The sequence below is a fragment of the Burkholderia sp. GbtcB21 genome (assembly GCF_019091065.1).
In the GTDB taxonomy this organism is placed as follows: Bacteria; Pseudomonadota; Gammaproteobacteria; order Burkholderiales; family Burkholderiaceae; genus Burkholderia; species Burkholderia pyrrocinia_C.
In genome coordinates this window covers 273,567-294,809 of sequence record NZ_JAGXKA010000008.1, presented here as the reverse complement: position 1 = coordinate 294,809, position 21,243 = coordinate 273,567, and the positions used below count along the sequence as shown (strand labels likewise).

Sequence of the window (21,243 nt, the reverse complement as noted above, 5' to 3'; positions counted from 1 at the left end):
GGCGCGCCGATGGCGCCACAATCCGCCGCCCGCGCACCGCATCGTTGCACCCGCACATTCAATTGCCGAAATATTCGTTGCGAATACCGCGATTGCCGCAACAGCCGAATCGCAGAATCGAAGAATCGATCTATCGCGCCGGATTGCCGTTTTCCGGTTATCGCGTTCGGGTAAAATACCGCCCTTTTGGCGTTCGCCCGTCCGGCGGCCGCCATCGCCAGAACGCCGATCGGCGAATTTTGGCCGTCTAGAATACGCCGCGGCGCCCGGTCCGACCGGCCGCGAGCGCCCCGGAAAGTCAGCAACAGAAGGATGGAAATGAAGAAGGCCGCCCTGTGCGCCGCCCTCGCCCTCGTGGCGGGCAGCGCCTTCGCGAAGGAGTGGAAGACCGTGCGGATCGGCGTCGATGCCAGCTACCCGCCGTTCGAGTCGACCGCTCCGAGCGGCGAGATCGTCGGTTTCGACGTCGATCTCACCAAGGAGATCTGCAAGCGGATCAACGTGAAATGCGTGTGGGTGGCGCAGGACCTCGACGGGATCATCCCGGCGCTGAAGGCGAAGAAGTACGACGTCATCGTGTCGTCGCTGACCGTCACGGACAAGCGCCGCGAACAGATCGACTTCTCCGACAAGGTGTACGACGCACCGGCGCGGATGATCGCAAAGACCGGCTCGCCGCTGCTGCCGACGGTCGCGTCGCTGAAAGGCAAGCGCGTCGGCGTCGAGCAGGGCTCGACGCAGGAAACCTACGCGAAGGCGTACTGGGAACCGCAGGGCGTGACGGTCATTCCTTACCAGAATCAGGACCAGGTCTATACCGATCTCGGCTCGGGCCGCCTCGACGCGACGCTGCAGGACGAACTGCAGGCCGACTACGGCTTCCTGCGCACGCCGCGCGGCAAGGGCTTCGCATTCGCCGGACCGGAAGTGAAGGATCCGAAAACGATCGGCGACGGCACCGCGATCGGCCTGCGCAAGGAAGATACGGACCTGAAGCTCAAGATCAACACTGCGCTGGCCGACATGCACAAGGACGGCACGTACGACCGGCTGTCGCACAAGTACTTCTCGTTCAGCGTCTATTCGGCTTCGGCACGCTGAGCGCGGACAAAAAGAAGCAACGGATGCGGGGGCGACCCTGCATCCGGGCAGTACAGGCAGTCAACCACGCGCCGCCCGCCCCCTTGCCCGCCGCTCGCGCGACGGGCTGGCCCGGCACCGTTGCCGGGGCGGACGGTCATGATACGCACGGGGCGTTCCGCGCAGCTTGGCGGGCGCGTCTTTCGCGGCGCACCGCGTGCGCCCTCAGGGACCACACCAGGGACCACATATGTTTCTACAAGGTTACGGCCCGCTGATCCTCGCAGGCACCTGGCAAACCGTCAAACTGGCGGTGCTTTCGCTTGCGCTGTCGTTCCTGCTGGGTCTGCTCGGCGCGGGCGCGAAGCTGTCGCGCAACCGCGTGACGCTCGGCATCGGCACCGTCTACACGACGCTGATCCGCGGCGTGCCCGACCTCGTGCTGATGCTGCTGCTGTTCTACAGCCTGCAGATCTGGCTGAACATCGCGACCGACGCGCTCGGCTGGGACCAGATCGACATCGACCCGTTCCTCGCCGGCGTGCTCGTGCTCGGCTTCATCTACGGCGCGTACTTCACCGAGACGTTCCGCGGCGCGTTCCTGTCGGTGCCGCGCGGCCAGCTCGAGGCCGGCAGCGCGTACGGGATGACGAACTGGCAGGTGTTCACGCGGATCATGTTCCCGCAGATGATGCGCTTCGCGCTGCCGGGCATCGGCAACAACTGGCAGGTGCTCGTGAAGTCGACCGCGCTCGTGTCGATCATCGGCCTGGCCGACGTCGTGAAGGCGTCGCAGGACGCCGGCAAGGGCACGCTGCGGTTCTTCTTCTTCACGCTGATCGCGGGAGCGGTCTACCTCGCCATCACGACGATCTCGAACTTCGTGCTGATGTGGCTCGAAAAGCGCTACTCGACCGGTGTCCGCAAGGCTGACCTATGATCGAACTCATCCAAGAATACTGGCGCAACTATCTGTACACCGACGGCTATCGCATCACCGGCGTCGCGATCACGCTGTGGCTGCTGGTCGTGTCGATCGGCCTCGGCTTCTGCCTGTCGGTGCCGCTCGCGGTCGCGCGCGTGTCGAAGAGGAAGTGGCTGTCGAGCGCCGTGTGGCTCTACACGTACGTGTTCCGCGGCACGCCGCTCTACGTGCAGCTGCTGCTCTGCTACACGGGCCTCTACAGCCTGCAGGCCGTGCGCGGCACGCCGATGCTCGACGCGTTCTTCCGCGACGGGATGCACTGCACGCTGCTCGCGTTCACGCTGAACACCTGCGCATACACCACCGAGATCTTCGCGGGTGCGATCAAGGCGACGTCGTACGGCGAGATCGAAGCCGCGCGTGCGTACGGGATGACGCCGTTCACGATGTATCGCCGCGTGATCCTGCCGTCGGCGCTGCGCCGCGCGCTGCCGCTGTACAGCAACGAAGTGATCCTGATGCTGCACGCGACGACGGTGGCGTTCACCGCGACCGTGCCGGACATCCTGAAGATCGCCCGCGACGTGAACTCGGCTACCTACATGTCGTTCCATGCGTTCGGCATCGCCGCCCTGCTCTACCTCGTGATCTCGTTCGCGCTCGTGTGGCTGTTCCGCCAGGCCGAGCGCCGCTGGCTCGCGTATCTGCGCCCGCAAGGCAAGTAAGTTTCCGCAGGACTATTGATGAATTCCCAGACCCAGAAGCTTTTCGTCGACGATCTCCACAAACGCTACGGCAGCAACGAGGTGCTCAAGGGCGTGTCGCTGAAGGCGAACGCCGGCGACGTGATCAGCGTGATCGGCTCGTCCGGCTCCGGCAAGAGCACGATGCTCCGCTGCATCAACTTCCTCGAACAGCCGAACGCCGGCCGCATCTTCGTCGACGGCGAGGAAGTGCGCACCGCCCTCGACAAGGCCGGCGCGCTGCGCGCAGCCGATCCGAAGCAGTTGCAGCGCGTGCGTACCAAGCTGTCGATGGTGTTCCAGCACTTCAATCTCTGGTCGCACATGAACGTGCTCGAGAACGTGATGGAAGCGCCCGTGAACGTGCTCGGCATCCCGAAGAAGGAAGCCGAGGATCGTGCGCGCGCGTATCTCGAGAAGGTCGGCCTCGCGCCGCGCGTCGAGAAGCAGTATCCGTCGCACCTGTCGGGCGGCCAGCAGCAGCGCGTCGCGATCGCGCGCGCGCTGGCGATGCATCCGGACGTGATGCTGTTCGACGAGCCGACGTCGGCGCTCGACCCGGAGCTGGTGGGCGAAGTGCTGAAGGTGATGCAGAAGCTCGCCGAGGAAGGCCGCACGATGATCGTCGTCACGCACGAGATGGGCTTTGCGCGCAACGTGTCGAACCACGTGATGTTCCTGCACCAGGGCCGCGTCGAGGAAGAAGGCGTGCCGGCCGAGGTGTTTGCCAACCCGAAGAGCGAACGCCTGCGCGGGTTCCTGTCGGGCAGCCTCAAGTAACGTACGCAACGCACGACGTGCGAACGGGCGCCTCGCGGGGCGCCCGTTTTGCGTTTACGCGGCGCTCACCGGCGCGCCGTCGGCGAACGCGCGCAGTTCGTCGCCCGCGAGCCGGTAACGCACCCATTCGCTCTGCGGCGCGGCGCCGACGCTCTCGTAGAAACGGATCGCCGGCTCGTTCCAGTCAAGCACGCTCCATTCGAACCGCCCGCAGCCCGATTCGACCGCGATCCGCGCGAGCGCCTTCAGCAGCCGCAACCCGGCGCCCGCGCCGCGAAAACGCGGCGACACGTACAGATCCTCGAGATACAGCCCCTGCCGGGCAAGCCAGGTCGAGTACGAGAAGAAATACACGGCGAAGCCGGCCGGCTCGCCGTCGACCTCGCACATCAGCGCGCGCGCCGGCGATCCTTCGCCGAACAGGCTGCGCTCGAGCGACGCGGGCGTCGCGATCACTTCGTGCTCCGCCTTCTCGTAGACGGCCAGCTCGGTAATGAAGCGCAGGATCAGCGGCACGTCGGCGACGGTGGCGGTACGGATGTCGATTTGCACGGGTTGAGCCCTCCTCCGGCCCGGACTTGAAACGGAAAGCGACGCCGCGCAAGCGCGCTGGCGCCGATCAGACCGTCATGCTACGTTCGCGCCGTGCCTGCAGGAAGTGCAGTTTCTTCATCCGGACCTGAACATGATGCATCCCGACCTGCGTCGTCTCGACCTGAACCTGCTGCTCGCGTTCGACGCGCTGTACCGCCACCGATCGGTCGCCGCGGCCGCGCACGAGCTTGCAATGAGCCCGTCCGCGCTGAGCCACGCGCTCGCGCGGTTGCGCGACGCGATCGGCGACGCGCTGTTCGTGCGACTCGGCAACGAGATGCAGCCGACCGTGCGCGCCGACGACATCGCCACGTGGGCCGGCGACGCGCTCGACGCGATGTCGAAGGGGCTCGCCCGCGCGCGCCGCTTCGATCCCGCGCAAAGCGACCGCACGTTCGTGTTCGCCGCGACCGACTACACGGCGTTCGCGGTGCTGCCGGCGTTCCTCGCGCGCATCCAGCACGTCGCGCCGCGGCTGCGGATCCGCGTCGTGCATTCCGACCGGAAGATTTCCGTCGACGAGCTGGCGGCCGGCCGTATCGATTTCGCGCTCGGCTACCACGAGGAATCGACGGCCGACGCGCCGGGCATCGAGGATTTCGACTGGTTCTCCGACGACTACGTCGTGATCGCAAGCGCCGCGCATCCGGACATCCGCCGGCGGCTGACGCTCGACCAGTACCTGGCGGCCCGCCACGTGGTCGTCACGCCGTGGAACGAAGCGCGCGGCGTCGTCGACTACGTGCTCGACCGGCTCGGCCTCGCGCGGCAGGTCGCCGTGCAGTTGCCGACCGTGCTCGCCGCGCCGTTCGTGATCGCGGAATCCGCACTCCTGATGACCGTGCCGAACCGCGCCGCGCAGGCGCTGCGGCACGCGGCGCCGATCCGCATCTTCCCCGCGCCGTTCGAGATCCCGCGCTACACGGTGAAGGTCTACTCGCACGCGAAGCATGCGCGCACCGATGCGCACCGCTGGATTCGCGCGCAGCTGCTCGACGCACGGCCGGGCCCCGGCTGAACTCGATACGCCGCGGCCGCACGCCTTATGCGGCGGGCGTTGCAGGCATGGGACAGCGGCATCCGGCGGCCGCCGATTCATTACGAAATACTTACCAATTTCACGTCTTTCGCGCTTACGCCCGCGCCCCTGCAACGTCAATAGTGGCAATCCTTGACCCATGTACGCGGAATTCATGTCTCCCTTGCGGGACAAGGGTTTTCCGGTAATTGCGAACCCTTATGGCACCTGTTGCGCACTGTGTTGCATGGCAAATTGGCGACAGGTGTTAGTCAAACAACGATTTCCATCGCCACAAAATTGTATTTTTGCTAAATTAGTAACCAAAGTAGCAAAACGAAGTTCGTGAAATGTAGTTTAGCTTCACGACAATACAAGGAGACCCCGCAGGCCGACCCGGCTGCGCGGGACCGCTCAACGGTTTTCCGTCTGCTTGCCCGCGTGCCGTGCTTACCGGCCCTGCACGAGGTCTCCCTGGTTATCCCGCTTTTGCCCGGCGCTCGCGCTCCGGGCATCTCGTGCAGTCTGGGTTGACTTTTTGACAGGGTATGGAGGAGATGATGAAGAAAGCTTTGGTCGCGGCCGCGCTGATGGCTGCTGGGGTGGTGACGGCGCACGCGCAGAGCAGCGTCACGCTGTATGGCCGTCTGGATGCCGGCATCGAGTACTTGAACGGCCTGCAAAACGGCCACCAAGTGCGCGCGGAAAGCGGCGACTGGGGCACGAGCCTGTGGGGCTTGAAGGGTAGCGAGGACATCGGCGGCGGCAACAAGGTCCTGTTCCACCTCGAAGGCGCGTTCAACACGATGAACGGCGGTCTCGGCACGTCCGGCTCGATCTGGGATCGTTTCGCGACGGTCGGCATCTCGAACGACCGCTACGGTACGCTGCTGTTCGGTCGTGAACTCGCGATCGCGAACGGCGTGTGGGACTTCGATCCGCTGGGCCAGTCGAGCTGGTCGTCGGCATCGCTCGTGCGCGGCCGCAACTGGAACAAGACCAGCAACAACGTGTCGTACCAGTCGCCGCAGTTCTACGGCTTCGACTTCTACGGCCAGTTCGCGTTCTCGAACTCGACCAGCTTCAACGGCAACACGACGGCCGGCCAGCCGGGCCGTGCAGCCGGCGCGCAGATCACCTACACGAACTCGCTGTTCCAGTTGCGCGGCATCTACGACGAAACGCGCGACAGCAACGGCCGCTTCTCGGACGTGTTCAACTACTCGCGTGAATACTTCGCGGGCGCGAACGTGTTCCTCGGCCAGTTCAAGCTGCAGGCCGCCTACCAGTCGTCGCACGCGGACGGCAGCGGCGGCCCGGCCGTCAACAACGGTATCACCGGCACCCAGCAGATCTGGGGTGGCGTGACGTGGCAGGCCACGCCGGCAGCGGCGCTGATCGCGGCCGTGTATCACGTGAACGCGAACCACGGCGGCGGCAACGCGAACATCTACACGGTCGGCGGTTCGTACAACATCTCGAAGCGCACGCTGTTCGACGTGCAGGTCGCGACGGTGCGCAACAGCTCGACGGCCAACTTCGGCCTGAACGCGAACGGCGCGGGCACGGCCGTGTCGACCGGCAACCCGCATCCGGGCGGCAGCCAGACCGGCGTCTACGCCGGCATCCAGCACCTGTTCTGATCAGGCGCCGTCCAAAGAACGATTCGACAACACTTTCCACGCTGCTGCGAGAGGCGCGTATCGGTGCGGTACCCAACCGGGTATCGCACCGTTTTTTATTGGCGGGCCGGTTTCGCACGGCCCACCGACGAATACGGTGCTCAGACGGCCGCTTCGTTCTCTTCGCCGGTACGGATGCGGATCACGCGTTCGACGTCCGACACGAAGATCTTGCCGTCGCCGATCTTGCCGGTGCGCGCCGCGCCGATCACCGCGTCGATCACCTGGTCGACCTGCGCTTCCGCGACGACCACCTCGATCTTCATCTTCGGCAGGAAGTCGACCACATATTCGGCGCCGCGATACAGCTCGGTATGCCCCTTCTGGCGGCCGAAGCCCTTCACTTCCGTCACGGTCAGGCCCGTGAGACCCACTTCGGCGAGCGCTTCGCGGACTTCGTCCAGCTTGAACGGCTTGATGATGGCTGTAATGCGTTTCATGATGGTTGTCCCTCAATGCTCGTTTGGATGAAAAAGCGCGATCCCGATTGTAAGCCGTGCGGTAAGCCGCGCACGGGTCAGTCGAGACGCTCGGTAAAGCGTGACGTGATCGGGTAGCGCCAGTCGCGCCCGAATGCGCGATGCGTGACGCGGATGCCGATCGGCGCCTGGCGGCGCTTGTATTCGTTGATCTTGATGAGCCGCGTCACGCGTTCGACGTCGGCCTGCGCATAACCGGCCGCGACGATCTCGGCGAGCGGCCGGTCTTCTTCCATGTACATCCGCATGATCGCGTCGAGTACGTCGTACGGCGGCAGGCTGTCCTGGTCGGTCTGGTTCTCGCGCAGCTCGGCCGACGGCGCGCGCGTCAGGATCCGCTCGGGGATCACGTTGCGCAGCACGTAGTCGGCCGTTTCGTTGCGATAGCGGCAGAGCCGGTACACGAGCGTCTTCGCGATATCCTTGATCACCGCGAAACCGCCGGCCATGTCGCCGTACAGCGTGCAGTAGCCGACCGCCATCTCGCTCTTGTTGCCGGTCGTCAGCACGATCGAGCCGAACTTGTTCGACAGCGCCATCAGCAGCGTGCCGCGAATGCGCGCCTGGATGTTCTCCTCGGTCGCATCTTCCGCGAGGCCCGCGAACTCGCCAGCGAGCGACGCGCGGAATGCGTCGAACATCGGCGCGATCGCGATCTCGTCGTAGCGCACGCCGACGCGCCGCGCCATCTCCGCCGCATCGGTGGTCGAGATGTCGGCCGTGAAGCGCGACGGCATCATCACCGCGCGCACGCGTTCGGGCCCGAGCGCATCGCATGCGACGGCCAGCACCAGCGCGGAATCGACGCCGCCCGACAGCCCGACGAGCACACCGGGAAACCCGTTCTTGCCGATGTAGTCGCGCACGCCGGTCACGAGCGCGCGGTATACCTGCGCGTCCGTCGATAGCTCGGGCGCGATCGCGCCGGGCAGCGGCTGCGCGCCGTCGAATTCGACGATCGCGTGCCCTTCGTCGAACTGCGGCATCTTCGCGACGAGCGCGCCTTGCGCGTCGAGCACGAACGAGCCGCCGTCGAACACGAGCTCGTCCTGGCCGCCGACGAGGTTCACGTACACCATCGGCAGCCCGGTCTCGCGAATCCGCGCGCGCAGGATCTCGATGCGCACCGCTTCCTTGTTCATGTGGTACGGCGAGCCGTTCGGGATCAGCAGCACCTGCGCGCCGGCCGCCTTCGCGATCTGCGCGGCCGACGCGTGCCACGCGTCCTCGCAGATGATCACGCCGTATTTCACGCCGTTCAGCTCGAACACGAGCGGCTCGGCGTCCGTCGCGAAATAGCGCTTCTCGTCGAACACCTCGGCGTTGGGCAGATCCTGCTTGCGGTAGGTGCCGACGATCTCGCCGCCGACGATCAGCGACGCCGCGTTGAAGGTGTCGGTGGGCGGCACGCCGCGCTCGATCGGGCGGTTTGCATTACCATCGACGGCTGGCGCGATCGGATCGCCGCCCACGCCGCGCATCGGATGGCCGACCAGCACCGCAAGCCCGTCGAACGGCTTCAGCGCGTCGGCGAGCGAGTCGAGCGCGGCGGCCGCCGCCGCGTAGAACGCGGGCCGCAGCAGCAGGTCTTCCGGCGGATAGCCGGACAGCGCGAGTTCGGGCGCGACCATCAATTGCGCACCATCGTTGTGCGCGGCGCGCGCGGCTGCGACGATGCGCGCGACGTTGCCGGCGAAATCGCCGACGGTGACGTTGATCTGGGCGAGAGCGAGTCGGGTCTTCATGACGGGATCGGCGCAGCCCGGCGGCGCGCCCTGAACGGCTGACGAAATCGTCCCGGACGCGGGCCACGACGGCACGCATCCGGCAACATCCAACGGTACGGATTCACGCTTGAAACACGAACGCATCGATTATCGCACGGGCATCCTGTCGTCCCCCGCGGAGGTGCCGGCCGAAGAGTGGAACGCGCTGCTCGCGCGCGACGCGCAGCCGACGCCGTTCCTGCGCCACGAATTCCTCGACGCACTGCACGTCGCGCGCTGCGCGGTCGACGATACCGGCTGGTCGCCGCATTTCGTCACGCTGACCGATGCGGGCACCGGCCGCCTCGTTGCCGCCGCGCCCGTGTACGCGAAGCAGCATTCGTACGGCGAATACGTGTTCGACTGGGCGTGGGCCGACGCGTACCAGCGCAACGACCTGCCCTACTACCCGAAACTGCTGTGCGCGGTGCCGTTCACGCCGGTGCAGGGCACGCGCCTGCTCGCGGCCGACGACGATGCGCGCCGCCGGCTCGCGGCCACGCTGCTCGCATTCGCCGAGCAGAGCGACGTGTCGTCGCTGCACGTGCTGTTCCCGACCGGCGACGAAGCGCGGCTCCTCGAATCGATGGGGATGATGCTGCGCGAAGGCGTGCAGTTCCATTGGATCAACGACGGCTACCGCCACTTCGACGATTTCCTCGCCACGCTCGAGCAGAAGAAGCGCAAGAACATCCGCGCGGAACGGCGCAAGGTGCACGATGCGGGCGTGACGTTCCGGCGGCTGACCGGCGACCGGATCAGCGATGCCGACTGGCGCTTCTTCTCGCGCTGCTACCGGCAGACCTACCGCGAACACTATTCGAGCCCGTACCTGAACCTCGACTTCTTCCGCACGATCGGCGCGACAATGCCCGAGAACCTGCTGCTCGTGATCGCGGAAGCCGACGGCCAGCCGATCGCGAGCGCGCTCGCCATCTACCGGCGCGGCGAGCACGGCGGCGGCACGCTGTACGGCCGCTACTGGGGCGCGCTCGAGCACGTGCCCTGCCTGCATTTCGAAACGGCCTACTACCAGCTGCTCGAATTCTGCATCGAGGCCGGGCTCGATACGTTCGAAGGCGGTGCGCAAGGCGAGCACAAGCTCGCGCGCGGTTTCCTGCCGACCGTCACGCACTCCGCGCACTGGCTCGCGCACCCGGCGTTCTCGGATGCGGTCGCGCGCTTTCTCGAACGCGAGACCGAGCAGATTCACGCGTACGTCGACGAGCTGCGCGAGCACGATCCGTTCCGGCGCGGCGCCGAGTAGCGCGAGTCGGCGCGTGCGCCGCCGGTCTGCATCGGGCACATTCGGCGCGGGGCCGGCCGGAGCGATGCTCCGGGTCTGCCCCGCGCATGACGCGGCCGGTCAGCGCGCCGCGAGCGACACCGCCTGCGACAGCGCCTGCGGATCGCGCGACGACGCGGCGGCCGTGAGCGTATAGCTGCCCGCGCTTACCCGCCATGCATGCGTGTTCACGTCCCAGGTCGCGAAACGCTGCGACGGAACCGCAATGCTGAGCGCGCGCGACTCGCCCGGCTGCAGCGCGACCTTGGTCCAGCCGACGAGCCGCTTCGGCGGTTCGCCGAGCGATGCGGGCAACGCCGCGTAGATCTGCACCGTTTGCGTACCGGCCCGCGCGCCCGTGTTCGTCACCGTCACGCCAACCGTCACGTTGCCCGATGCATCGGCCTGCGCGGTCATCCCGGCAAGGGCATACGTCGTGTACGACAGCCCATAGCCGAACGGGAACAGCGGCTCGATCGCCTTCGCGTCGAACCAGCGGTAGCCGTACGCGAGCCCTTCCGCATAGACCGATTGCCGGCCCGACGGGTCGATCGTCGGCTGAGGCAGGTCGGCCTCCTGCTTCGGGAACGTCAGCGGCAGCCGGCCCGACGGGTTCGCATCGCCGAACAGCAGGTCCGCGATCGCCTGGCCGCCCTGCACGCCCGGATACCATGCGTCGAGCACGCCGTGTACGTTCGCGAGCCACGGCATCAGCACGGGGCTGCCGTTCTCGAGCACGACGATCGTGCGCTTCGCCTTCGCCGCGACCGCGGCGATCAGCGCGTTCTGGTCGTACTGCTGGTTGTACGGATCGGCCTTCGCATCGGGCAGCGACAGGCTCGCCAGGTCGAGCCCTTCCGTCTGCCATTGCGTCGCGAACACGATCGCGACATCGGCCTGCGCGGCCGCGTTCGCGGCGGCGTTCGCATCGGTCCCGTCGAGATAGCTGACCGACGCGTTCGGCGCCTTCGCGCGGATCGCCGCGAGCGGCGCGGACTTGTACCAGGTCGCACAGCCTCCGAACAGCGTGTCGGCCGGCTGCTGGCAGGTCGTCACCGCATTGCCGTCGATCGCCGGCACCGCGCCCGAGCCGCCGCCCGACAGCACGCCCGCGTCCGCATGGCCGCCGATCACGACGACCGACTTGAGCACGCCGGCCGCCAGCGGCAGCACGGGCTGCGCATCGCCGGGCACGGCCGCATTCTTCAGCAGCACCGCGGACTGTCGCGCGATCGCGAGCGCATCGGCGTTGCCGGCGGCTTCGTCGATCGCACCGCCCGGCTTCGGCGGCGCGTCCATCACGCCGATGCGGATCAGCGTGCGCAGCTTGCGCTGCACCATGTCGTTCAGGCGCGCGACCGATACGCTGCCGGCCTGCAGCGCCGCACGCAGCTTCGTGTTGAAGAACGAGCCGAGCGGCGCGTTGTTGTCGTCGGCCGCGCCCGGCTGTTCCTCGTCGAGCCCCGCCTGTACGGCCGCGACCGTCGAATGCGTCGCGCCCCAGTCCGACTGCACGACGCCCTTGAAGCCCCACTCGTTCTTCAGCACCGTCGTCAGCAGATACGGGTTCTCGCACGCATACACGCCGTTCAGCTTGTTGTACGAGCACATGACGTTGCCCGGCTGGCCGTCCTTCACGCCGATCTCGAACGCGAGCAGCTCGGCCTCGCGCATGGTCCGCTCGTCGACGACCGAATCGATCGTCATCCGGTTGGTTTCCTGGTCGTTGAACGCGAAGTGCTTGATCGTCGCGATCACCTTCTGCGCCTGCGTCGCGTTCGTGCGCGCGGCGCTCAGCGTGCCCGCGAGCACCGGATCCTCGCCCATGTATTCGAACGTGCGGCCGTTGCGCGGCTCGCGCGCGAGGTTCACGCCGCCGCCGAGCCCTTCCGCGAAACCGAGCGCGCGCAGTTCGAGCGCGATGCGCGTGCCGTAGGTGCCCGCGAGCGCCGGATCCCATGTCGCCGCGAGCGCGACCGGCGCGGGCAGCGCGGTCACGCGCGCATTCTTCACGTTCACGCCGCCCGCCGAATCGGCGCTGCTGACGCCCGGGATGCCGAGCCGCGGCACGCCCGGGATGTAGCTCGCGCCGTTCAGCGCATCGGCCGGAAACGGCCCGCCCAGGTCGAGTGCGGGCAGGCCCGTGCCGTGCACGAGCTGCAGCTTCTCGTCGGTCGTCAGTTGCGCGACGAGCGAGGCCGCGCGCTGGTCGGCAGCGGCATCGGGGTCGGCCGGCGCGACGGGGCCCGGCTGAATGTCGTCGCCGCCGCACGACGCGAGCAGCACCGTGAGCGCGCACGCGGACGCGATCGTCGAACACCGGAACAGCGAAGTTTTCATTGATCCTCCTGAATCGATCTGTTGTACTTGTCGCCACACTCCAGCGTCCGAGTCTAAAAATCGACCGGTCACCACGCTTGACCGGCAGGAGCATGCGTTGACCTCTCGCAGCGGGGACAAACCCGAACGGCATGACGACAGGGAGACAGACATGGAGTTGCGACAGAAATCGGTATCCATCCGGATCTACCGCTGGCTGTGCGAAGACGCGCGCGCGAACGGCATCGACGTTGCTCCGCTTTACGAGGCGCTCGGCATCGGGCCGGCCGAACTCGCCGACGACACGCGCCGCATCGCGGGCGACCGGCACGTCGCCGCGATGCGGCTGACGAGCGGATGGCCGCTGTCCTGGCACCGCTCGCCGCCTCAGGCCGTGCCGTGGCTCGTGCCGTTCCCGGAGCTCGCGGGCGTCACGTGCAATGCGGCGACGCTGCGCGACGCGCTGCACGGTTACCTGCACTATCGCGAGCTGATCGGCAACGTCGACTGGGTCTTCGCGCACGAGAACGGCGATGCGATCGCGCTCGAATACGTGAACGAAGGAGACGGCCGGCACGCGGGCAGTGCGCTCGCGAACCTCGCGATCCTCGCGGCGCTCGCGCGCCTGTACGATCCGCACGTGCGCGTCGACGACGCGGAATTCGCCGGCCGTGCGTTCGCGCCCGCGGCCGCGCTGCGCGACATGCTCGGCGCGCCGGTGTCGTTCGACGCCGCGCACAACCGCATCGTGCTGCGCTCTGCGCACTTCGACACGCCGTTCGAGCGCTACAATGCGCCGCTCGCCGGCATCCAGCGTCATGCGGCCGACGCCGCGCGCGACCGGGTTCGCGTGCGCTCGACGTTCGGCTCGTCCGTCGAGCAATGCGTGCGCGACTGGCTGCGTACCTCCGACGACGCCGACGTGCCGGCCGACACGCTGATGCAGCACGTGTGCACGCGCTTCGCGATGTCGCGCTGGACGCTGCGCCGGCGGCTGCATCGCGAAGCCGTCGGCTTCCACGCGCTCGTCGCGCAGGCACGGCTCTGCGAGGCGCGCGACCTGCTGCTGAATACGCAATTGCCGATCGGCGAGATCGGCGTGCGCGTCGGCTTCCGTTCGACGAGCGCGTTCACGCGCTTCTTCACGCGCGAACTCGGCGCGGCGCCGAGCCGCTTTCGCGACGGGCACGGCGACGGACTGCGATGACGCGCAACTTTTCTGAGACACTGGCGGCTTCGCATCCCGCCGCCCCGCCATGTCCTGGTTTCTGTATCTGATCGAATGCGCCGACGACAGCGTCTACACGGGCATCACGACCGACGTCGCCGCGCGCTTCGACGAGCATGCCGCCGGCAAGGGCGCGCGCTACACGCGCTCGCGCAAGCCGCGCGCGGTGCTCGCGTCGTTTCCGCTGCCCGACCGGTCGAGCGCGTCGCGCGCCGAATACTGGGTGAAGCGGCTCACGCCCACGCAGAAGCGCGAGCTGGCGGCCGGGTTGCGGACGCTGGAATCGGTGCTGCCGGTTGGTGTGACGGTCGACGGAAATGGTGAGGCTGCCGGGTTGAAGGCGGGTGCGCGCGGGCGGAAGAAGGTGAAGGCAAAAGCGGAGACCGTCGATAGCGCGACGAAGACGGCTGAAATTGAGCGGCCTGCCGCGAAGACCGGAAAAAACGGAAAAGCCGGAAAAGCCGAGAAAGCCGAGAAAGCCGAGAAAGCCGAGAAAGCCGAGAAAGCCGAGAAAGCCGAGAAAGCCGAGAAAGCCATCAAGTCTGCGAAAACCGCGAAGACCCGACAAGCCGCCAATGCTCCAAAGGCGGCAAAAGCCGCGCCGGTCGCGAAGAACGCGAAGACCGACGGCGATGCGGTCGTGAAAAAGACCTCGTCGCGCGGCACGTCGTCGAAAAAAGGCCAACAGGCCGCGTCCTCATCGTCGAAAAGAAAAGCTCCGGCAACCAACGGCAAGCCCGTCACGAACGGACGCGACACCACCGGCCCCGCACCGGTTCGCCGCCGTCCGTCGGCCACGAAATCCGCCGAAGAAGCCACCGTGGTCTCCGTTGCGCCTCGACGCGCCAAACGCACGACGGGCGCGAAGGACGCGTTGACCACCGCCCCGCCCGCCTCCCCTTCCGCACGCAAGAAAACCGCGCGCGCAAAACAAAACCGCGCGGCCTCCTGAGGAGACACGCGCGGTTTTGCGTTTCACACGAACCGGCCGTCGGCCGGCGCGCCGCTTACTTCTTGTAGTTCGCGGCGCCGTCGGTGATTTCCTTGTGCGCGGCTTCGATGCCGGCCCAGCCTTCGACCTTCACCCACTTGCCCTTCTCGAGCGCCTTGTATTGCTCGAAGAAGTGCTTGATCTGGTCCTTCAGGTACTCGGGCACGTCGTCGATCGACTTCAGGTTCGCCGTCATCGGGCAGATCTTGTCGTGCGGCACCGCGACCAGCTTCGCGTCGACGCCCGACTCGTCGGTCATCTGCAGCATGCCGAGCACGCGCGAACGCACGATCGAGCCGGCCAGCAGCGGGAACGGCGTGATCACCAGCACGTCGACCGGATCGCCGTCGCCCGACAGCGTCTGCGGGATGTAGCCGTAGTTCACCGGATAGCGCATGCCCGTGCCGATGAAGCGGTCGACGACGAGGAGGCCCAGCTCCTTGTCCGCCTCGTACTTCACCGGATCGCTTTGCGCGGGAATCTCGATGATCACGTTGAAATCTTGCGGCAGGTCCTTGCCGGCCGGAACATGATTGAAGCTCATGAGCGCTCTCTGTAGGTCGATGGGAATTCGGGACAGGGCGCCGCGGCCGATGCACCGCCGCAGGCGTCCCTCAACGGAATGCGCCATTATAGCCAATCGACCGGTGGCGTCCGGATGACGATCGGCGCGATAATCGTTCCGGATGTCCGGCCGTCGAACCACAAGCGGCGTTGGACGGGATCGGCGTCGGCGCTGAAGCGCCGGCGCCGGTCGACCGCGAAGCATGGGACCAGAGTAAGCGCTGAAGCGCTAACGCTGTTCGACAGGAGCAGGCATGGAAGAGGCGAAGCACTTCATCGCGGGTGAATGGACGTTGCCCGCGCAACTGGAAACGATCGCGGTCGTCGACCCATCCGACGGCCAGCCGTTCGCGACGATCGCGCGCGGCACCGCGCCCGACATCGAGCGCGCGGTCGCCGCAGCCCGCGACGCATTCGTGGGCGCATGGGGCGCCGCGAGCGCCGCCGAGCGCGGCCGCGTGCTGATGCGGCTGTCGGCGCGCGTGGCCGATTCCATCGAGGAACTCGCGGCGATCGAGGCGCGCGACACCGGCAAGCCGCTGAAGCAGGCGCGCGCCGATGCGGCCGCGCTCGCGCGCTACTTCGAGTTCTATGCAGGCGCCGCCGACAAGCTGCACGGCGAAACCCTCCCCTATCAGGCCGGCTATACGGTGCTGACGGTGCGCGAGCCGCACGGCGTCACGGGCCACATCGTGCCGTGGAACTACCCGATGCAGATCTTCGGGCGCAGCGTCGGCGCGGCGCTCGCGGCCGGCAACGCGTGCGTCGTCAAGCCGGCCGAGGATGCGTGCCTGTCGGTGCTGCGCGTCGCCGAACTGGCCGCCGAGGCCGGGCTGCCGGCCGGTGCGCTCAACATCGTCACCGGCTACGGCCATGAAGCCGGCGCCGCGCTCGCGCGCCATCCGGGCATCGACCACATCTCGTTTACGGGTTCGCCGGCCACCGGCAAGCTGGTCACGCAGATGGCGGCCGAGAACCACGTGCCGGTCACGCTCGAACTCGGCGGCAAGTCGCCGCAGATCGTGTTCGCCGATGCCGATCTCGAAGCGGCGCTGCCCGTGCTCGTGTCGGCGATCGTGCAGAACGGCGGCCAGACCTGCTCGGCCGGCAGCCGCGTGCTGATCGAGCGCGCGGTCTACGAGCCGCTCCTCGAGCGCCTCGCCACCGCGTTCAACGGGCTGCGCGTCGGCCCGAGCCGCGCCGACCTCGACTGCGGCCCGCTGATCAACGCGAAGCAGCAGCAGCGCGTGTGGGATTTCCTGTCCGACGCGCAGCACGACGGCATTCCGATGGCCGCGCACGGGCAGGTCGTCGCCGACGCGCCCGAAAGCGGCTTCTACCAGGCACCCGCGCTGTTGCGCGACGTGCCGCCGTCGCACCGGCTTGCGCAGGAGGAAGTGTTCGGCCCCGTGCTCGCCGCGATGCGCTTCGTCGACGAAGACGAAGCCGTCGCGCTCGCGAACGGCACGCCGTACGGCCTCGTCGCGGGCATCTGGACGCGCGACGGCGCGCGCCAGATGCGCGTCGCGCGGCGCCTGCGTGCGGGCCAGGTGTTCATCAACAACTATGGCGCGGGCGGCGGCGTCGAACTGCCGTTCGGCGGCGTCGGCCACTCGGGTCACGGCCGCGAAAAAGGCTTCGAGGCGCTGTACGGCTTTACCGCACTGAAGACGATCGCGATCCGGCACGGCTGAACGCGCGGCACGCGAAACGCGGCCGGCAGTGGCCGGCTGCATCGCGCAACACGACGACTCTCATAACCAGCACAGGAGACACACCATGCGGTTGAGCGGCAAGACGGCCATCGTCACGGGCGGCGGCTCGGGGTTCGGCGAAGGCATCGCGAAGACGTATGCGCGCGAAGGCGCGAACGTCGTCGTCAACGACCTGAACGGCGCGGCGGCCGAGCGCGTCGCGAGCGAGATCGCGCTCGCGGGCGGCAAGGCGATCGCGGTGGCGGGCGACGTGTCGAAGCAGGACGACTGGCACACGCTGCTGCAGGCCGCGCTCGACGATTTCCATTCGGTGCAGATCGTCGTGAACAACGCAGGCACCACGCACCGCAACAAGCCGGTGCTCGACGTGACGGAAGCCGAGTTCGACCGCGTGTACGCGGTCAACATGAAGAGCCTGTTCTGGTGCGTGCAGACCTTCGTTCCGTACTTCCGCGAACGGGGCGGCGGCGTGTTCGTGAACGTCGCGTCGACGGCCGGCGTGCGGCCGCGCCCGGGCCTCGTCTGGTACAACAGCACGAAGGGCGCGATGATCACCGCGAGCAAGTCGCTCGCGGCCGAACTCGGCGCCGACCGCATCCGCGTGAACTGCATCAATCCCGTGCTCGGCGAGACGGCCCTGATGACCGAGTTCATGGGCTGCGAGGACACGCCCGACAACCGCAGCCGCTTCCTCGCGACGATCCCGCTCGGCCGCTTCTCGACACCGCAGGACATCGCGAACGCGGCGCTTTACCTCGCGTCCGACGAGGCCGAATTCATCACGGGCGTCTGTCTCGAAGTCGACGGCGGACGCTGCATCTAGCCGCACCTGGCTGTTCGCGTGCCGCGTCGGGATTCACCGGCCGGCACGGCATTCATGTATTGCTTCGCACGAAACCGGATCGGGTGCCGATGTGTCGGCTCCGGTCAACCATAAAAACCGCAAAGCATGGGATCCAGGCAGGCGCTGAAGCGCCGACTTGGGTCGACCGCATAGCATGGGACCCAAGTAAGCGCTAAAGCGCCAACTTGGGTCGACAGGAGACAAAATGGCAACATCGACGCAGTCGCTGCCGGGTTCGTCCGGCGCATTCGAGGAAGCAACCTACCGCAAGGTGTCGTGGCGGCTCACGCCGCTCCTGCTGCTGTGCTACGTGGTCGCGTATCTCGACCGCGTGAACGTCGGGTTCGCGAAGCTGCAGATGGCGAGCGACCTGAACCTGAGCGACACCGTCTACGGGCTCGGCGCCGGGATCTTCTTCTTCGGCTATTTCCTGTTCGAGGTGCCGAGCAACATCATCCTGCACAAGGTCGGCGCGCGCGTGTGGATCGCACGCATCATGGCGACCTGGGGCGTGATCTCGATCCTGACGATGTTCGTCACGACGCCCGCGATGTTCTACGTGATGCGCTTCCTGCTCGGCGTCGCCGAAGCGGGCTTCTTCCCCGGCGTGATCCTCTACCTCACCTACTGGTATCCCGCGCACCGGCGCGGCCGGATGACGACGTTCTTCATGACGGCAGTCGCCTTGTCCGGCGTGATCGGCGGACCGCTCTCGGGCTTCATCCTGAAGGCGTTCGACGGCATCAGCGGGTGGCACGGCTGGCAATGGCTGTTCCTGCTCGAAGGCATCCCGTCGGTGCTGGTCGGCGTGCTCGTGTTCTTCAAGCTCGACGACCGGATCGCGAAGGCGAACTGGCTGACCGACGACGAAAAGGCGCTGCTCACGCGCAACGTCGACGCGGAGGAAGCGACCAAGGAAGATCCACCGCTCGGCGCCGTGCTGGCAAGCCCGCGCGTGTTGCTGATGGCACTCATCTACTTCTCGTTCGTGATGGGGCTCTACGGCGTCGGCTTCTGGCTGCCGACGATCATCAAGGCGACGGGCGTCACCGACACGTTCGCGATCGGCCTGCTGTCGGCGATTCCGTATGCGGCCGCGGTGGTCGCGATGATCCTGATCGCGCGCAGCGCGGACAAGCGCCGCGAACGCCGCTGGCACCTCGCGATTCCGGCCGCGATCGGCGCGCTGGGGCTCGTGCTGTCGGTGATCTGGGCGCACCAGACCGCGCTCGCGATGCTCGGCCTCACGCTCGCGACGATCGGCATCCTGACGACGCTGCCGCTGTTCTGGAGCCTGCCGACCGCGTTCCTCGGCGGTGCGGCCGCCGCGGCCGGCATCGCGATGATCAACTCGATCGGCAATCTCGCAGGCTTCCTGAGCCCCTACCTGATGGGCTGGCTCAAGCAGGCGACGGGCGCCAACGACGCGGGCATGTACATGCTCGCGGGGTTCCTCGTGCTCGGCGGGCTGCTCGCACTGTCGGTGCCGAAGCGGCTGGTCGACAAGTGATGCGCAGGGCATGACGATCATGTCGACGGAGCCAACCCTCATGCCCCACCGCATCGTTCAGGCGGCCGGCAGCCGCGTACTGGTCCTGGATCCTGCCGCCGGCCGCGTGCAGCGGGAAAGCGATGCGCTCGACCTCGTCGCGCTCGCGCACGAACATGAAGCCGACTGGGTCGCGGTCCCCGCCGACGTGCTGCACGACGACTTCTACCGGCTCGACAGCGGACTGGCCGGCGCGGTGCTGCAGAAACTCGTCAACTACGGCGTGCGGCTCGGCGCGGTCGGCGACATCGACCGCTGGCTCGCGCGCAGCGAAGCGCTACGCGCGCTCGTTCGCGAGTCCAATCGCGGGAAATCGGTGTGGTTCGTCGCGAACGAGGACGACCTGCTGCGCAGGTTCGGCGCGTAGCGGATAACGCGTCCGGCGCCGGCGCGCAGCGGACAAGAAAATGCCCCGAAGGCCATCCGGCGTTCGGGGCATGTTGCGCAGCGCAGCGCAGCGGGCCGCCGGCAGCAGGCGGCCGCGGCTTGCGTCAGACCACGGTAATCGCGAGCGCGCTTTCGCGGTAGTGCTTCGCGGCCTTGTCGGTTTCGCCGAGCTGCTCGAACAGACGCGCGAGCGCGCGATGCGCACGCACCTTCAGTGCCTCGTTGTCGGCCAGCTTCAGCGCCGCTTCGAGGAACGCTTGCGCCTTGCCCCACAGTTGCTGCTGCTGGCAGAGACGGCCGAGCGCGAACAGCAGGTCGGCATCCTCCGGGTGATCCTTCTTCCACCCTTCCGCCTTCTGGATCAGCGGCAGCGCATCGGCGCCGGCCGTGTCCGGGTAACGGCGCAGCAGACGTGCATCCCAGTTGTGCGCGAGCGCTTCCTCGACGATGCGGCGCGCTTCGTTGCGACGCTCGAGCGGCACGAGCAGGTCGGCCGCGAGATCGGCAAGACGCGGCGACTGGCGCTCGACCGGCGACAGCGACTGCCACACCTCGAGCAGCGCGTCCGGATCGTGCCGGCGTTCGCGCAGCAGGTTTTCCGCGGCCTGCTGGCGCAGCCGCACGGCCGCGGCCGGATGCAGCGCCTCGCGCTTCTCGAGCGCCTTCGCGAGCTTCAGCACCTCGGCCCAGTTCTTCAACTGCTGCTGCGCGCGCAGCGCAACCTGCTGCGCATGGATGCGCTTGCCGCCCGCCTGCATGTCGGCCAGCGCGGCAAGCGCGCCGTCGGCATCGCGCGCGTCCGCGCGCATGTCGGCCGCGGCGAGCAGCCGTGCGTCCTGCCATTCGGGCGCGTCGACCTTCGACAGCCAGTCGTCGCGGCGCGTGTACTCGTGCATCCGGTGCGCGGCAGTGGCCGCGACGAGACTCGCGGCACCCAGGTTCGCGTCGACCGACAGCGCGTCACGCGCGGCCTTCTCCGCGCGCGAGAACCGGCCCGCGTACAGGTTCGAGATGGCATCGCGCAGCGACGCCTGTGCCTTCTCGTTGCGCGAACGCGCACGATACGCGGCGACCCGCTGCGGCATGCGCCAGATGTTGCGCACGATGCGCAGCAGCGCATACACGACGATGAACAGCACGACGATGGCGATCACGAACAGGTTCAGCGACACGTCGATCCGGTACGGCGGATAGACGAGCAGCACCTGCCCCGCGTCGAAACGGCCGAAGGTGGCGAGCGCCGCGGCGATCGCGAACAGGACCGCGAGCCAGACGATTCCTCGAAGCGTCATCG

General features: G+C 67.3%; 19 protein-coding genes. 13 read left to right on the top strand and 6 right to left on the bottom strand.

The window, feature by feature from the left end; translation table 11 throughout:
• Positions 1 to 318 precede the first annotated feature (318 nt).
• From KVT39_RS20295 to KVT39_RS20280, 4 genes are all read left to right on the top strand, one after another.
• A complete protein-coding gene (locus KVT39_RS20295) occupies positions 319 to 1,101 on the top strand; it encodes an ABC transporter substrate-binding protein (RefSeq protein ID WP_034184916.1) in 783 nt (260 codons plus the stop codon).
• Between the two features lie 229 nt (positions 1,102 to 1,330).
• Positions 1,331 to 2,020 carry an ABC transporter permease gene (locus KVT39_RS20290; RefSeq protein WP_217590058.1) on the top strand — a complete coding sequence of 230 codons (690 nt, stop codon included), beginning with the start codon at positions 1,331 to 1,333 and terminating at the stop codon, positions 2,018 to 2,020.
• Positions 2,017 to 2,730, top strand: coding sequence for an ABC transporter permease (locus tag KVT39_RS20285; protein WP_034184765.1), 714 nt, complete (start codon positions 2,017 to 2,019; stop codon positions 2,728 to 2,730). The genes KVT39_RS20290 and KVT39_RS20285 overlap by 4 nt, the downstream gene beginning before the upstream one ends.
• A gap of 18 nt (positions 2,731 to 2,748) precedes the next feature.
• The gene (locus KVT39_RS20280) at positions 2,749 to 3,528 is read left to right on the top strand and encodes an ABC transporter ATP-binding protein (RefSeq protein ID WP_034184764.1); all 780 of its coding nucleotides are present in this window, start codon (positions 2,749 to 2,751) and stop codon (positions 3,526 to 3,528) included.
• Between the two features lie 54 nt (positions 3,529 to 3,582).
• On the opposite strand, the gene KVT39_RS20275 is transcribed toward KVT39_RS20280, so the two are convergent.
• The gene (locus tag KVT39_RS20275) at positions 3,583 to 4,080 is read right to left on the bottom strand and encodes a GNAT family N-acetyltransferase (protein ID WP_034184763.1); all 498 of its coding nucleotides are present in this window, start codon (positions 4,078 to 4,080) and stop codon (positions 3,583 to 3,585) included.
• A gap of 133 nt (positions 4,081 to 4,213) precedes the next feature.
• Here KVT39_RS20275 and KVT39_RS20270 point away from each other — a divergent pair, with 133 nt between their 5' ends.
• Both KVT39_RS20270 and KVT39_RS20265 read left to right on the top strand, forming a co-directional pair.
• Positions 4,214 to 5,140, top strand: a complete 927-nt coding sequence (locus KVT39_RS20270; protein ID WP_034184915.1) for a LysR family transcriptional regulator — start codon at positions 4,214 to 4,216, stop codon at positions 5,138 to 5,140.
• Positions 5,141 to 5,697: 557 nt separating this feature from the next.
• Entirely contained in the window at positions 5,698 to 6,783 is a 1,086-nt protein-coding gene (locus tag KVT39_RS20265; protein WP_105392929.1) for a porin, read from the top strand.
• A gap of 140 nt (positions 6,784 to 6,923) precedes the next feature.
• Here KVT39_RS20265 and KVT39_RS20260 read toward each other — a convergent pair whose 3' ends face one another.
• Positions 6,924 to 7,262: a P-II family nitrogen regulator gene (locus KVT39_RS20260; RefSeq protein ID WP_006398637.1), complete on the bottom strand. Its 339-nt coding sequence runs from the start codon at positions 7,260 to 7,262 to the stop codon at positions 6,924 to 6,926.
• Positions 7,263 to 7,339: 77 nt separating this feature from the next.
• On the bottom strand, positions 7,340 to 9,046 hold the full coding sequence (locus tag KVT39_RS20255) for an NAD+ synthase (protein WP_217590057.1): 1,707 nt from the start codon (positions 9,044 to 9,046) through the stop codon (positions 7,340 to 7,342).
• Positions 9,047 to 9,155: 109 nt separating this feature from the next.
• On the opposite strand from KVT39_RS20255, the gene KVT39_RS20250 reads away from it, so the two are divergent.
• Entirely contained in the window at positions 9,156 to 10,334 is a 1,179-nt protein-coding gene (locus KVT39_RS20250) for a GNAT family N-acetyltransferase (protein WP_034184762.1), read from the top strand.
• Positions 10,335 to 10,433: 99 nt separating this feature from the next.
• On the opposite strand, the gene KVT39_RS20245 is transcribed toward KVT39_RS20250, so the two are convergent.
• Positions 10,434 to 12,692, bottom strand: a complete 2,259-nt coding sequence (locus KVT39_RS20245) for a glycoside hydrolase family 3 C-terminal domain-containing protein (protein ID WP_217590056.1) — start codon at positions 12,690 to 12,692, stop codon at positions 10,434 to 10,436.
• Between the two features lie 151 nt (positions 12,693 to 12,843).
• On the opposite strand from KVT39_RS20245, the gene KVT39_RS20240 reads away from it, so the two are divergent.
• Positions 12,844 to 13,878, top strand: coding sequence for an AraC family transcriptional regulator (locus KVT39_RS20240; protein ID WP_217590055.1), 1,035 nt, complete (start codon positions 12,844 to 12,846; stop codon positions 13,876 to 13,878).
• 49 nt (positions 13,879 to 13,927) lie between these two features.
• Positions 13,928 to 14,851, top strand: coding sequence for a GIY-YIG nuclease family protein (locus tag KVT39_RS20235; RefSeq protein WP_217590054.1), 924 nt, complete (start codon positions 13,928 to 13,930; stop codon positions 14,849 to 14,851).
• 55 nt (positions 14,852 to 14,906) lie between these two features.
• Here KVT39_RS20235 and ppa read toward each other — a convergent pair whose 3' ends face one another.
• The gene (ppa, locus tag KVT39_RS20230; RefSeq protein ID WP_034178734.1) at positions 14,907 to 15,434 is read right to left on the bottom strand and encodes an inorganic diphosphatase; all 528 of its coding nucleotides are present in this window, start codon (positions 15,432 to 15,434) and stop codon (positions 14,907 to 14,909) included.
• 274 nt (positions 15,435 to 15,708) lie between these two features.
• Between ppa and KVT39_RS20225 the strand changes: the two genes are divergently transcribed.
• From KVT39_RS20225 to KVT39_RS20210, 4 genes are all read left to right on the top strand, one after another.
• Positions 15,709 to 17,148 (top strand): aldehyde dehydrogenase family protein, encoded by a 1,440-nt coding sequence (locus KVT39_RS20225; RefSeq protein ID WP_034178735.1) that lies wholly within the window; start codon positions 15,709 to 15,711, stop codon positions 17,146 to 17,148.
• A gap of 85 nt (positions 17,149 to 17,233) precedes the next feature.
• Positions 17,234 to 17,992: an SDR family oxidoreductase gene (locus tag KVT39_RS20220; protein ID WP_131946340.1), complete on the top strand. Its 759-nt coding sequence runs from the start codon at positions 17,234 to 17,236 to the stop codon at positions 17,990 to 17,992.
• A gap of 226 nt (positions 17,993 to 18,218) precedes the next feature.
• On the top strand, positions 18,219 to 19,523 hold the full coding sequence (locus tag KVT39_RS20215; protein WP_105392935.1) for an MFS transporter: 1,305 nt from the start codon (positions 18,219 to 18,221) through the stop codon (positions 19,521 to 19,523).
• A gap of 40 nt (positions 19,524 to 19,563) precedes the next feature.
• Positions 19,564 to 19,929 carry a DUF4180 domain-containing protein gene (locus KVT39_RS20210; RefSeq protein ID WP_175749804.1) on the top strand — a complete coding sequence of 122 codons (366 nt, stop codon included), beginning with the start codon at positions 19,564 to 19,566 and terminating at the stop codon, positions 19,927 to 19,929.
• Between the two features lie 124 nt (positions 19,930 to 20,053).
• Here the strand turns inward: KVT39_RS20210 and KVT39_RS20205 are convergent, their stop codons facing one another.
• A complete protein-coding gene (locus tag KVT39_RS20205; protein ID WP_034178739.1) occupies positions 20,054 to 21,241 on the bottom strand; it encodes a heme biosynthesis protein HemY in 1,188 nt (395 codons plus the stop codon).
• Positions 21,242 to 21,243: the final 2 nt, after the last annotated feature.